The 14,025-nt window shown below is 68.9% G+C and carries 9 protein-coding genes; 6 read left to right on the plus strand and 3 right to left on the minus strand.

Annotated features, from left to right (window positions below; genetic code table 11):
* Positions 1-2: 2 nt before the first annotated feature.
* Positions 3-965: a prolyl aminopeptidase gene (gene pip, locus ACFVAV_RS29975; protein ID WP_379038977.1), complete on the minus strand. Its 963-nt coding sequence runs from the start codon at positions 963-965 to the stop codon at positions 3-5.
* A 360-nt stretch (positions 966-1,325) separates the two neighbouring features.
* Positions 1,326-2,180, minus strand: a complete 855-nt coding sequence (panB, locus tag ACFVAV_RS29980) for a 3-methyl-2-oxobutanoate hydroxymethyltransferase (protein WP_379038933.1) — start codon at positions 2,178-2,180, stop codon at positions 1,326-1,328.
* Positions 2,181-2,383: 203 nt separating this feature from the next.
* On the opposite strand from panB, the gene ACFVAV_RS29985 reads away from it, so the two are divergent.
* The 3 genes from ACFVAV_RS29985 (at position 2,384) to ACFVAV_RS29995 (ending at position 8,447) form a co-directional block, all read left to right on the plus strand.
* A complete protein-coding gene (locus ACFVAV_RS29985; RefSeq protein ID WP_379038934.1) occupies positions 2,384-3,916 on the plus strand; it encodes an alpha/beta hydrolase in 1,533 nt (510 codons plus the stop codon).
* A 122-nt stretch (positions 3,917-4,038) separates the two neighbouring features.
* Entirely contained in the window at positions 4,039-5,376 is a 1,338-nt protein-coding gene (gene glnA / locus ACFVAV_RS29990) for a type I glutamate--ammonia ligase (RefSeq protein ID WP_379038935.1), read from the plus strand.
* A gap of 59 nt (positions 5,377-5,435) precedes the next feature.
* The gene (locus ACFVAV_RS29995; RefSeq protein WP_379038936.1) at positions 5,436-8,447 is read left to right on the plus strand and encodes a bifunctional [glutamine synthetase] adenylyltransferase/[glutamine synthetase]-adenylyl-L-tyrosine phosphorylase; all 3,012 of its coding nucleotides are present in this window, start codon (positions 5,436-5,438) and stop codon (positions 8,445-8,447) included.
* 73 nt (positions 8,448-8,520) lie between these two features.
* Here the strand turns inward: ACFVAV_RS29995 and ACFVAV_RS30000 are convergent, their stop codons facing one another.
* Positions 8,521-8,724, minus strand: a complete 204-nt coding sequence (locus ACFVAV_RS30000; RefSeq protein ID WP_056821080.1) for a cold-shock protein — start codon at positions 8,722-8,724, stop codon at positions 8,521-8,523.
* Positions 8,725-8,946: 222 nt separating this feature from the next.
* Between ACFVAV_RS30000 and ACFVAV_RS30005 the strand changes: the two genes are divergently transcribed.
* The 3 genes from ACFVAV_RS30005 (at position 8,947) to ACFVAV_RS30015 (ending at position 14,024) form a co-directional block, all read left to right on the plus strand.
* A complete protein-coding gene (locus tag ACFVAV_RS30005) occupies positions 8,947-9,969 on the plus strand; it encodes a hypothetical protein (protein WP_379038937.1) in 1,023 nt (340 codons plus the stop codon).
* Positions 9,970-10,082: 113 nt separating this feature from the next.
* Positions 10,083-12,596, plus strand: coding sequence for a DUF262 domain-containing protein (locus ACFVAV_RS30010; RefSeq protein ID WP_379038938.1), 2,514 nt, complete (start codon positions 10,083-10,085; stop codon positions 12,594-12,596).
* Positions 12,597-13,082: 486 nt separating this feature from the next.
* Positions 13,083-14,024 (plus strand): hypothetical protein, encoded by a 942-nt coding sequence (locus ACFVAV_RS30015; RefSeq protein WP_379038939.1) that lies wholly within the window; start codon positions 13,083-13,085, stop codon positions 14,022-14,024.
* Position 14,025 lies beyond the last annotated feature (1 nt).

A 14,025-nucleotide genomic window follows, 5' to 3' on the forward strand; every position in this document is an offset into this window, starting at 1 on the left:
ATTCAGCCTCGTTTCCCGAATGCGTCGGTCGCCTCGACCAGGTGGTGCGTGATGCCGGGCTCGTGGGCGGTGTGCCCCGCGTCCTCGACGATGTGCAGGGTCGACGACGGCCACGCGTTGTGCAGATCCCACGCGCTCACCGCGGGGCACACGATGTCGTGGCGGCCCTGCACGATCACGCCGGGGATGTGGGCGATCCGATCGAGGTCACGCAGCAACTGTCCCTCGTCGAGGAATCCGCCGTGCCGGAAATAGTGGTTTTCGATCCGGGCGAAGGCCAGCGCGAAGCGCGCCTCGCCGGTCTCGGCGACCCGATCCGGTTGCGGCAGTAGCGAACTCGTCGCGCCTTCCCACGTCGACCACGCCACGGCGGCATCCAGGGCCACCTGCGGATCGGGGGAGTGCAGCAGCCGGTGATACACCTCGACCAGGTCGTCGGCGCGCTCCTCGGCGGGCACCGGGGCCAGGAATTTCGACCATTCGGCCGGGTACACGTTGCCCGCGGCGCCGTTGTAGTACCAGTCGATCTCCTTGCGCCGCAACAGGAAGATCCCGCGCAGCACCAGCTCGGTCACCCGCTCGGGATGGGCCTGGGCGTAGGCGAGGCCGAGGGTGGATCCCCACGAGCCGCCGAACACCTGCCAGCGTTCGATACCGAGGTGCGCGCGCAGCAGCTCCATGTCGGCGATCAGGTGCGGCGTGGTGTTGACGTCCAGGCTCGCGCCGTCGGCGATGTGGGGCACCGACTGCCCGCAGCCGCGCTGATCGAACAGCACGATCCGGTACACCGCGGGATCGAAGAACCGCCGCTGCAGCGGACCGGTGCCACCGCCGGGCCCGCCGTGCACGAACACCACCGGCTTGCCGTCGGGATTGCCGCTGACCTCCCAGTACACCGACTGGCCGTCGCCGACCTCGAGCAGGCCGTGCTCGAACGGCTCGATCTGCGGGTACAGCTCGCGCATCAGAATGCCCATCCCGCAGCGAGATCCGGCATGTCGAGCGCGGTCGTCGCCCCGGTGCGCGCAGGGAGCACGGGACGGACCTTCCAGCGGCGATGCGGCATCGATACCTCTACTCGTGTCGACTATGTCGCAATCGAGTCTGCCACCGTTGACAACTCTCCGCCGAACCCCGAGGCGGCCGCGAACCGCATCAGCCGGCCCCGCACGCCCCGACCTCGAGGAGGGGCAGGCCGCGCAGCGGCCGTCGCGGCCGTCCCGCCGGTCAGGTGCCGTTGCGTAGGCGACGAAGGAGCAAGCAACGGTGCCTGACCGGCGGGACACAAGGGGCCGCGACCTCGAGCGCGCCAGTGCTCCAGAAACTCAGAAGCTGTGCTCGGGGCCGGGGAAGGTACCCCGGCGGACCTCGTCGGCGTATGCGGCTGCGGCCGAACGCAGCTCGTCGCCGACATTGCCGAAGCGCTTGACGAACTTGGCGGTCTTGCCGCTGGTGTAGCCGGCCATGTCCTGCCAGACCAGCACCTGCGCGTCGCAGTCGGCGCCCGCGCCGATGCCGACGGTCGGGATGGTCAGCTTGTGGGTGACCTGGCCCGCCAGCTCGGCAGGCACCATCTCCATGACGACGGAGAACGCGCCCGCTTCCTGCACGGCGATCGCATCGGCGACGAGCTGCTCGGCGCCGTCGCCGCGGCCCTGCACCCGGAATCCGCCGAGGGTGTTGACGCTCTGCGGGGTGAAGCCGATGTGTGCCATCACCGGAATACCCGCCGCGGTGATCAGCGCGATCTGCTCGGCGACCCGTTCGCCGCCCTCGAGCTTGACCGCGTGCGCGCCGCCCTCCTTCATGAAACGGGTGGCGGTCGCCAGCGCCTGCTGCGGCGAGGACTCGTAGGTGCCGAACGGCAAGTCGGCGACGACCAGCGCGTGCGGCGCGCCACGGACGACACCGCGCACCAGCGGGATCAGTTCGTCGATGGTGATCGGCACGGTGGTGTCGTAGCCGTACACCACGTTGGCGGCGGAATCACCGACGAGCAGGACCGGAATGCCCGCTTCCTCGAAAAGGCGCGCGGAGGAGTAGTCGTAGGCCGTCAGCATCGACCAGCGCTCGCCGTCGGCCTTCATCTGCTGCAGATGCTGGACGCGGGTCTTGCGGCGGGGCTTGGCTTCGGCGGGAGCGGCACCGTAGGCAGGGGTCTGCTCATCGGATACGGACATCATCGTCCCTTTCGTCTGGTTCCTCGAGGCCCGTACCGGGTCCCCGGGTTTTTCTGACGAATCCAGTGTGCCACCTCGGGTCGAGCCGGTTTAAGGGCCGATGCCGGTGTGATCGGTCACAGCGGTGGTTCGGCTACCGTGAGGGTGAGCCCATTCGGGCGCATCGGGTTGTGCGCCGTGCGGCGCGGAAAGGTGGGCCCACCGTGCAGCGTGGCAGGCTTGTCGTGCTCGTCGGCGCTCTGTGCGCGCTGATCGTCTCGGGGTGCACCAGCGCCGAGACCAGCGCGCCCCGCGCCGAGCTGCCGCCCCCGCCCGAAGGCCTGGCGAAGTTCTACGAGCAGCCCCTGGACTGGGGTTCGTGCGAGGGCTTCGGCAGCCCCGAGGATCGGCTGCCGCCCAAGACCGAATGCGCGCGGATCACCGTGCCCGTCGACTACGCCCGCCCGGACGGTCCGACCGCCCAGATCGCGATGTCGCGGATTCCGGCCACCGGCGACAAGATCGGCTCGCTGCTGATGAATCCGGGCGGTCCCGGCGTCTCCGGGCTGTCGATGGTCACGGTCGGCAACCGCACCGAACTGTCCGACAGGTTCGATCGGGTCGGTTTCGATCCGCGCGGTGTCGGTTCGTCGCTGCCCGCGATCGTCTGCCTGACCCCGCAGCAGGCCGACGCCGAACGCGCGGAGCCGCCGACCGACAACACCCCGGCGGGCATCGCCGAGGCCGAGGCCGACAACCGGGAATACGCCGACCGCTGTGCCCAGCGCAGCGGCACCGAGCTGCTCACCCATGTCGGCACCCGCGAGGTCATCCAGGACATGGACGTGATGCGCGCGGTGCTCGGCGATCCGAAGCTGAGCTACCTCGGCTACTCCTACGGCACCCGGCTCGGCTCGGCCTACGCCGAGAAGTACCCGCAGAACGTGCGCGCCCTCGTGCTCGACGGCGCGGTGGACTCCGCCCAGGACCCGGTGCAGGAATCGCTGCGCCAGGCCGCCGGCTTCCAGGGCGTGTTCAACGCCTACGCCGCCGACTGCGCGCAGCACGTCGACTGCCCCCTCGGTACCGATCCGGCACAGTCGGTGGCCCGGTTCCGCGCACTGGTCGCCCCGCTGGAGACCACGCCCGCCGCGACCACCGACCCGCGCGGGCTCAGCTACGGCGACGGGATCACCGGCGTCCAGCAGGCCCTCTACTCCGACGACCTGTGGAATATCCTCACCCAGGGCCTGACCGAACTGCGCGACGGGCGCGGCGACACCCTGCTCCAGCTGGCCGACATGTACGACGGCCGCCGCGAGGACGGCACCTACGCCAACATCCAGGACGCCTTCAACGCCATCCGCTGCGTCGACGACCCCCGGATCACCGATCCCGCGGTCACCGCCCGCCAGGACACCGAGTACCGCAAGGCCGCGCCCTTCCTCGACGACGGCAAGGGCACCGGCGCCGCCCCGCTCGAACTGTGCGCCGCGTGGCCGGTGCCCAACACCAGCACGCCCCACCTGGTGTCGGCGCCGGGCCTGCCCACCACGATCGTCGTCTCCACCACCGACGACCCGGCGACGCCGTACCAGGCCGGTGTCGACCTGGCCGCGCAGCTGGGCGCCGACCTGATCACCTTCCGCGGTAATCGGCACACGGCTGCCCTGGTGGTGGGCGACCGCTGCCTCGACGACGCGGTGATCGATTACCTGGTCGACCTCGCCGCGCCCGGCCCCGGACTCACCTGCTGAGTCGGTACCGCAGCGCACGTCGCCCCGTCAGGAGGGGTGAGATGTGCGAAGGATGTGACGAGATCGCAAACGCGAGCGTGTATGTAACACGGATTTAACGCCAGGTGCTTACGCTCGCCGGTATGGATCGCCAGAAGGAATTCGTGCTGCGGACGCTCGAAGAGCGGGACATCCGCTTCGTCCGTCTCTGGTTCACCGACGTGCTGGGCTACCTGAAGTCCGTCGCCATCGCACCCGCCGAGCTCGAGGGCGCTTTCGAAGAGGGCATCGGCTTCGACGGTTCGGCCATCGAAGGCTTCGCGCGCGTGTCCGAGGCGGACATGGTCGCGCGGCCCGATCCGTCGACCTTCCAGGTGCTGCCCTGGGCCACGTCCAAGGGCCACCAGCACTCCGCCCGCATGTTCTGCGACATCACCATGCCCGACGGCTCGCCGTCCTGGGCCGACCCGCGCCATGTGCTGCGGCGTCAGCTCAACAAGGCCGCCGACGTGGGCTTCAGCTGCTACGTGCACCCCGAGATCGAGTTCTTCCTGCTGGAGAACGGCCTGAAGAACGGCGTGCCGGTGCCCGCCGACAACGGCGGCTTCTTCGATCAGGCCGTGCACGACTCGGCCCCGAACTTCCGCCGCCACGCCATCGACGCGCTCGAGTCGATGGGCATCTCGGTGGAGTTCAGCCACCACGAGGGCGCCCCCGGCCAGCAGGAGATCGACCTGCGCTACGCCGACGCGCTGTCGATGGCCGACAACGTGATGACCTTCCGCTACCTCATCAAGGAGGTCGCGATCGACGAGGGCGTGCGCGCCACGTTCATGCCCAAGCCGTTCGCCCAGTACCCCGGCTCGGCCATGCACACCCACATGAGCCTGTTCGAGGGCGAGTCCAACGCCTTCGCCGACGCCGACGACCCGGAGAATCTGTCCTCGACGGCGCGCTCGTTCATCGCGGGCATCCTCGAGCACGCCCCCGAGATCAGCGCCATCAGCAACCAGTGGGTGAACTCCTACAAGCGCCTCATCCACGGCGGCGAGGCGCCGACGGCGGCCTCCTGGGGCCGGTCCAACCGTTCCGCGCTGGTGCGTGTGCCGATGTACACGCCGAACAAGTCCTCGTCGCGGCGCGTCGAGATCCGCAGCCCTGATTCGGCCTGCAACCCGTACCTGACCTTCGCGGTGCTGCTCGCGGCCGGTCTGCGCGGTATCGAGAAGGGCTACACGCTGCCGCCCGAGGCCGAGGACGACGTGTGGGCGCTGACCGACGCCGAGCGTCGCGCCATGGGCTTCCGTTCGCTGCCCGGCACGCTCGACGAGGCGCTGCAGGCGATGGAGCGTTCGGAGCTGGTCGCCGAGACGCTCGGTGAGCACGTCTTCGACTTCTTCCTGCGCAACAAGCGCCGGGAATGGGCCGATTACCGCAGCCAGGTGACGCCGTGGGAGCTCGAGGAATACCTCAGCCTGTGACACACGTCCGGCGCGCCGGGCGTGACGCAGTCGATGCCAGGACCCTGTACTTTTAGGACATGGTTCGGCCACCGACTGCCCGCTCCGCTGTTCCCGGCGTCGGCCGGCTCGGCTTGCTCGAGCCCACCGCGGCGGATTCCCTGCACCAGCTCGGCTGGGACAACGTCGACGGCGTGCCCGTGCTCTGGGCGTTGTCGCGTTCCCCCGATGCCGATCTGGCGCTGTCGACCCTCGTGCGGCTGCGGGATTCGCTCGGAAACGACTGGGCCGAACTGGATTCGGCGATCCGCTCCGACACCACACTGCGCGGCAAACTGTTCGGGCTGCTCGGCTCGTCGACGGCGTTCGGCGATCATCTCGTCGCGGCGCCCGCCGCGTGGAAGATCCTGCGCGAGAACCGGATTCCCGAACGCGACGACCTGATCGCCGACCTGCTCGACGTGGTCGAGGCGAAACCCGAGACCGGGCCCAATGCCGGGCCGATGCTGTTCCGGGCCGGGATCGCCGGTCCGGAGGCGATCGCGTTGCTGCGCAGCCGGTATCGCGATCAGCTGATGCTGCTGGCGGCGTTCGATCTGGCCTCTACCGTCGAGAACGAGCCGGTGCCGCCGTATCAGGTGGTCGGCAGGCACCTGTCGGATCTGGCCGACGCCGCGCTCACCGCGGCGCTGTCGGTCGCCGTCGCGCGGGTGTGCAAGAACGGCCCGGTGCCGGTGCGCCTGGCGGTGATCGCGATGGGCAAATGCGGTGCGCGCGAACTGAACTACGTCAGCGATGTCGACGTGGTGTTCGTCGCCGAACCGGCCGACGCCACCGCGACCCGGCTGGCCGCGGAGCTGATGAGCGTCGCCAGCTCGGCCTTCTTCGAGGTCGACGCGGCGCTGCGTCCCGAGGGCAAGGCGGGCGCGCTGGTGCGCACGCTCGACTCCCACCTCGCCTACTACAAGCGCTGGGCCCGCACGTGGGAGTTCCAGGCGCTGCTGAAGAACCGGCCGATGACCGGCGATCTGGAACTCGGGCAGCAGTACCGCGACGCGCTGATGCCGATGGTGTGGACCGCGTCGGAACGTCCCGACTTCGTCGCCGACGTGCAGGCGATGCGCCGCCGGGTGGAAGACCTGGTCCCGGCCGACCTGCGCGAGCGCGAACTCAAACTCGGCGCGGGCAGCCTGCGCGATGTCGAATTCGCCGTGCAGCTCCTGCAATTGGTGCACGGGCGGGTCGACGACTCGCTGCACGCCACCAACACCGTCGAGGCGCTCACCGCGCTGGCGGCGGGCGGTTACGTCGGTCGTGACGACGCGGCAAACCTCAACTCCTCCTACGAATTCCTGCGACTGCTCGAACACCGGCTGCAGTTGCAGCGGCTCAAGCGCACCCACACCCTGCCCGCCGCCGACGACGAGGAGGGCATGCGCTGGCTGGCCCGCGCCGCCCACATCCGCCCGGACGGCCGCCAGGACGCGGTCGGCGTGCTCGAGACCGACATCCGCCGCAATTCCCTGCGGGTGCGGCGCCTGCACGCCAAGCTGTTCTACCGCCCGCTGCTCGAGTCGGTCGCCCGGCTCGACTCCGACGCGCTGCGCCTGAGCCCCGACGCCGCCGTCCGTCAGCTCGCCGCCCTCGGCTACGGCGCCCCCGCGAACGCGCTCGGGCACCTCAAGGCCCTCACCGGCGGTGTCTCGCGCAAGGGCCGTATTCAGGCACTCCTGCTGCCGACCCTGCTCGAATGGCTCGGTGACACACCGAATCCCGACGCGGGCCTGCTCGCCTACCGCCGGGTCTCCGAAGGGCTCGACGACCAGATCTGGTTCCTGCGCGAACTGCGCGACGAAGGGGCCATCGCCCAGCGCCTGATGATCGTGCTCGGCTCTTCGGAGTACCTGCCCGACCTGCTGATCAACGCCCCCGAGACGATTCGCATGTACGCCGACGGACCGGTCGGCCCGCAGCTGATCGTCCCCCAACCGGAGGACGTGGCCCGCGGTATCCAGACCGCCGCCGCCCGCTACGACGACCCGAATCGCGCTGTCGCGGCGGCGCGTTCGCTGCGCAGGCACGAGCTGGCCCGCGTCGCCTCGGCCGATCTGCTCGGCATGCTCGACGTGCCGCAGGTGTGCGCCGCGCTGTCCTCGGTGTGGGTGGCGGTGCTCGAGGCCTCGCTCAGCGCGGTCATCCGGGCGTCGGAAGCCGAACGGGGCGGACCCGCGCCTGCCGACCTCGCGGTGATCGGCATGGGCAGGCTCGGCGGCATGGAGCTCGGCTACGGCTCCGACGCCGACGTGCTGTTCGTCTGCGACCCACGACCCGGCGAGGACGAGACCACCGCCGTGAAATGGGCCGTCGGCATCGCCGAGAAGGTGCAGCGGCTGCTCGGTGCGCCGAGCACCGATCCGCCGCTGCAGGTCGACGCCGGATTGCGGCCCGAGGGCCGCAACGGCGCCCTCGTCCGTACCCTGGCGGCCTATCAGGCCTACTACGACCAATGGGCCCAGCCGTGGGAGGTGCAGGCGCTGCTGCGCGCGCACCAGGTGGCGGGCGACCAGGACCTGGGTGTGCGATTCCTGCACGTCATCGACCCGATCCGGTACCCGGCGGGCGGTGTGTCGGCCGATGCGGTCCGCGAGATCCGCCGCATCAAGGCCCGCGTCGACGCCGAGCGTCTGCCGCGCGGCGCCAACCCCGCCACGCACACCAAACTGGGTCGCGGCGGCCTCGCCGACATCGAATGGACCGTGCAGCTGCTGCAGCTGCGCCACGCCCACGAGGTGCCCGCCCTGCACAACACCTCGACCCTGCAATCGCTCGACGTCATCGAGGCCGAGGGCATCCTCGAGCCCGAAGACGTCGCGCTGCTGCGCGAATCGTGGATCACCGCCACCGCTGCCCGCAATGCCCTCGTCCTGGTCAAGGGCAAGGCCACCGACCAGCTGCCCGGTCCGGGCCGGCTGCTGTCGGCGGTCGCGCGCGTCGCGGGCTGGCCCACCGACGACGGCAGCGAGTTCCTCGACAACTACATGCGCATCACCCGTCGCGCCAAAGCGGTGGTCGAGCGGGCCTTCGGGGGATGAGACTGTGTCCGAGTCAAGGACATGAGAAAGGCCCCGCACCAGTGGTGCGGGGCCTTTCTCGTTCACGCCGGAATCAGATGGCGCGGACGTCCTGAGCCTGCGGGCCCTTCTGGCCCTGGCCGACCTCGAACTCCACCCGCTGACCCTCTTCGAGGGACTTGAAGCCCGAGCCGCCGATGGCGGAGTAATGAACGAAGACGTCGGGGCCGCCTCCGTCTTGGGCGATGAAGCCGAAGCCCTTCTCGCCGTTGAACCACTTAACAGTGCCTTGAGTCATGGTGTTTAAAAGTCTTTTCCGTAGATGAGCCATGGCGATCTCTGTGATCAGCCCAGTCTCAGCAACCTAGTATGCCATACTCATCGACAAACTGCGCGCACGGACTGATCACACCGTGATCTGGGCGGAGTCTGCCGCGACACGCGGCGTGTCGGCGCTGGGGGATCGCGAGCGCGAGCGCCGAGGTCACAGATCGGCGCGCGATATGCCAATCTGGGCGACATGGGTGAGAGCAACGATGAGCGCGGGGGACACGTCGACCTGGCATTGCGGGTGCTCGACGCGCATGTCGCGTTCACCAAGGACCAGCTGCTGCAGCCCGCGGGTTTCCTCGAGCTCGTCGTCGACGAGGTGGACGGCCTGCTCGCCGAGGCGCAGGAACTGACACTGGCCGAGGCCGTCACGCGCGAGCAGATCAAGGAGGTCGCGCACAAGTACGCGGTGCAGATCCCGGTCGAGGGCGCGATCCCCGAACTCGTCGGCGAGATCGCCGCCCGGCTGTACAACCACCGCGCCCAGGACGAGATCCCGGTCGGCGACGTCGTGGACAACCGGCGCTTCGACGAGCTGGTCTCGGCCGTGGCCGACATGGAGGTCTCGCACCGGCTGGTGCGGCTGGTGCTCAACAGCCCGGTCACCGTCGACGCCTGCGTCGAAGCCGTGCAGCGCGCGGTCGTCACCGCGGTCGACGAGGGCAGGCACGCCGACGGCGGCGGGCTGGCGCAGTCGCTGCGCGGCGCGCTCGCCCGGCTGGCCGAGCCCGCGCTCCCGGTGATCGAGAACGGTGTCGGCCGCCTCACCCGCACCGGCGCGCGATTCGTGTTGCGCGGCAACCGCAACGACGCCGACGACGTCCTGCTGGACGCGGCCCGCGAGACCTGGCGCAAACACACCGGCGACGCGGTCGGCTCCTTCCGCGACCTGGTCTCGGCCAACGATGTGGAAGACGCCGTCGTCCTCACCTTCGAGTTCTGGCGTACCTTCCGCGACACCGACTACTTCCACGCGCTGCTGGACGAGGGCATCGATCACGTCTTCGACAAGTACGGTGACACCCCGCTGGCCGAGCTGCTCGCCGAGCTCGGCATCGGGCGCGCGGACATGATCGAGGAGGCGCTGCGTTTCGGCCCCTCGGTACTCGGAAAGCTCGACGAGCGTGGCTATCTCGACACCGTGATCCGGCGCAGGCTGGCACCGTTCTACGCCTCGGACGCGTTCCGTGCCGCGGTGGCCGATACGCGCTAACGCGAGGCATCCACCCGCGAGTCCTGTTCGGCCGCTGGCGCGTCGGTGTTTGTCGGTACGATCCGTGCAACGATGGAGCGCCTGCGCTACCGGATCGCGATCGAAAGGCCGCCGTGACACGTCTGTCCTCCCTGCTCGACCAGATCGATTCCGGTGCGGTGCTGCTGCCCGAATTCCAGCGCGGTTACGTGTGGAACAGGGACCAGGTGCGCGGGCTCATGCGGTCGCTGTATCTCGGGTATCCGGTCGGCGGACTCCTGGTGTGGGAAACCGGCTCCGAGGACATCGCCGTGCGTGGCGGGGCAGGCGGGTCGGGACTGCGGCAGCTGCTGCTCGACGGTCAGCAGCGGATCACCACGCTCTACGGCATCCTGCGTGGCCGTGCGCCGTCGTTCTTCGAGGGCGACGCCGTCGCGTTCACCGGACTCCATTTCGACGTCGACCGTGAGGTTTTCGAGTTCCAGATCCCCGGCCGCGACACCGCGCCGACCTGGATCGATGTCACCGAGCTGTTCGCGCAGGGCCCGGTGCACTACCTGCCCCGGTTCACCGACGTCCCGCAGGAAACCCTCGCGGCCTATCTCGACCGGTTGAACAAGCTGCGCGAGATCACCCACCGCGAGTTCAATGTCGAGACCATCACCGGCTCCGATCGCACCGTCGACGAGGTGGTCGACATCTTCAACCGGGTCAACTCCGGCGGCACCAAACTGTCCAAGGGCGACCTGGCGCTCGCGACGCTGTGCGCGCAGTGGCCGCAGGCCCGCGGCAACCTGCGCGACCACCTGATCCGCTGGGACAAGGACGGCTACACCTTCACCCTGGACTGGTTGCTGCGCAACGTGATCGCCATCGGCAACGGGCGCGCGCACTTCGACGCGCTCGGCGATCTGTCGCCCGCGGAGTTCGAGCAGGCGCTGGCCACGACGGCGATCCAGGTCGACACCTTCCTCGACACCGTGGCAGGCCGCCTCGGCCTCGACCACGATCGAGTCCTCATGGGGCGCTACGCGATTCCCGTGGTGACCAGGCTGCTGTTCCTCAACGGCGGCCGCTTCGACGACGACCTGCACCGCGACCGGGTCCTGTACTGGTACATCCATTCCGCCCTGTGGGGCCGGTTCAGCGGCTCCACGGAGACGTTCCTGCAGCAGGACTACGACACCCTCGAACGCGGCGGCATCAACGGACTCATCGCCTCGCTGGAGCGGCTGCGCGGCGGCTCACTCGACCTGTGCGCCGACGATTTCGCCGGCGCCACCCGGGGTTCGCGGTTCTATCCGCTGCTGTATCTGCTGACCCGCGTAGACGGTTCGCGCGATCTGGGCACCGGATCCGAGCTCGGCATCGAGCAGTTCGGCGAGCGCTCGCCGGTGCAGGTGCACTACCTGTTCCCGAAAACCACGCTGCGCGATGCCGGATACGAGCGCAACGAGATCAACGCGATCGCCAACTTCTGCTTCCTCAGCCCCGACTCGGAAGCCGAACTCGGTGAGCGTGAGCCCGCCGACTACCTCGCCGAGGTGGAGCGGCGGCATCCGGGAGTGCTCGCCTCGCAATGGATTCCGACCGATCCGGCACTGTGGCGGGTCGAGAACTATCGCGAATTCCTCCGCGCCCGCCGCAAGTTGCTCTCCGCGGCCGCCGATGCCTTCCTCGAACAGTTGCGCACCGGCACGCTGCACCGGCCGACGCTGCTGACCGTCGGCGTCGCCGGGGTGACCATCGGCGATCCGGCGGTGGACCAGGTGAACGCGCTCGTCGACGACCTCATCGCCGACGGTTTCGGTTTCCCGCTGCTCGACAGCGAGGTCTCCGACCCGGTGACCGGCCGCGAACTCGCTGTCGCCGAAGCCTTCTGGCCCGAGGGCCTGCAGCCCGGCGTCGGCATGCCGGTGGTGCTGGTGTTCGAGCCCGCCAATGCCGACCTGACCCGCCTCGCCCAGCTCGGCTACGCGGTGTTCACCTCCGTCGACGCCCTGCGCGGCTACGTCGACAACCTGCGCGTCGAGGTCTCCGGCGACACCGGCCTCTACGGCCCCGCCGCCGACGTCGCCGCACTGGCCGACCGCCTGCCCGCCACCTGGGTCGGCAACTCCGAGCAGGTCTGGTTCCGCTTCGCCTGGAACCAGCTCGAGCGCGACCGGGCCGAGGGCACCGACGTGGTACTGGAGCCCGAACAGGTCGCCCTGCGCTACATCGCCCTGTGGGCGCTGACCCGGACCTTCTACATCCACGCCTTCGACCAGGGCAACCCGGGGGAGTGGCGCTACTACCTCGGCGACGCCATCGGCCCCGCCCCGCTGGTCCCCCGCGAGTGGCTGGCCCGGCGCGCCGTCGAATCCGGCGCACTGGCCCCCGGCGCCGCCCCCGGCGACGAGGACATCGCGATCGCCCTCGTCCACGGCGTCATCGATGTGGTCGACGAGGTCGCCACCGCCCTGGCCCACCTCCTCGGCGGCCCCGGCCTGTTCGCCTCCCTCTGGGCCTCGGCAGGCGCCGCCGAACACTACGGCTACCCCCTGTCCACCGACCAGATCAACGACCTCATCAACCAGGTCGTCAACGACCCCGCCTCCCGAAAGATCCAGGCCTACAACTGGATCGAAGCAGGCCTGCCGCTCTAGCGCTGACCAGGTCGATGTGTGGTTCGTTGATCATCCGCGCACCAGCTGGTCTGGATTCGCGTATCGTTCGACCAGGAGCTATTGGGCGACCACTGATTAGCCGACAGTTTCGGGGGGAACGGTGTCTGGTCTGGATGAGCGCGTACGCCTTGCTGTGCACTGGCTGGAGCAGAATCAGAAGTCGGATGGGCACGGGGGTGCCGGTTGGGGGTGGGTCGATGACGTGCCGCCGAATCCTCAGAACACCGCGGAAGTAGTGTGTGCCTTCGCAGCTGTCGATCGCCCGATTCCCAGGGCCGACGAGGTCGCTGTATTGCTTCGTCGCCGCAGTGTGCAACACGGCTCGGGTCCGTGGGAGTTCGACGCTCCCATCGATATCGCGTGGAGGTTGCGGGCGTTGCTGATCATGGGCGTGACGCCGGATGATGTGGATGTCGGCCTGTGCGTGGCCCAATTGTGCGGCGCCCAGGACACGGATTCTGGCGGATGTCGGCGGGCGTCGGCCCGGTCTCGATCACTGCGACCGCGGCGGCCATGCAAGCGTTGGCGGGCGTCGCCACGGTCAGCGAAGAAGTCGCCGATAGTGTGCTCCGCGGTGTGTCGTTCCTTGCCGTATCGCTACTGAACGAAGATGTTCGGGCCGAGCCCATGTACGCGATGGCGTCGATCTCCTCGGTTCTGACGCGGCCAGAGTTTGTGTCGGTAGGCGGCAAACGAACCAAACGAGCTCTGGAACAGGCCGTCGATCGGATGATGATCGGGCTGGAGCGTGATGAGGATCGCGTGGAGGAGGAACCGTTTCGCCGTGGCGCGATGGCGGATACCTGGCGGCATCTCAGCCTGCACCTCGCTGTCGGAGCGGTGGCGAGCGCTCAGCCGACGGCGGTGTTCGACCCAGCCATGCGCCGCTCACTCACCGAACTGCTCGATCTCCAAGAGATGACGCCGATGCATACCCGGCGCGGCGGATTTCGTACGTCGCCAGAAGGATTTGTCACGTCCTACGCGACGACGTTGGCGGTGGAGGCGATGGCCCGGGTTCGACAAGCGCTCGGGGGTGCTGTCAACCCGGGCAGGGTCTTCGAGATCGTCTGTCGCACAGACGGTGCCCACCACAGTGATGCGCGTAGCGTCATCGGTATTCGCCGTCGCAGGGTCGTGCTCAACAGTCATGCCGGTGCGGCCTTCTTCGCAGTGTGCGCCGCGGCTGGACTGAGTATCGCCTTGCTTGCGGTGGGGATGGCCGACAGCCTGCCGAAGGCGGGGAGCTGCGCGCTGGTCGTCTGGGGAACTCTCGTGGTGGCGATCGGTGCACTGGTCGCCCTGATCACGCGGTTCCCTGCGGTGTCGAGAACTCGTGTCGCTGCACCCGTTTTCGCGGGATTCACCGCAGTTGTGCTGCCGGTGATCACCTTCCTGCTGTCGTAAG

It is taken from the genome of Nocardia sp. NPDC057663, from assembly GCF_042799895.1.
Taxonomy (GTDB): domain Bacteria; phylum Actinomycetota; class Actinomycetes; order Mycobacteriales; family Mycobacteriaceae; genus Nocardia.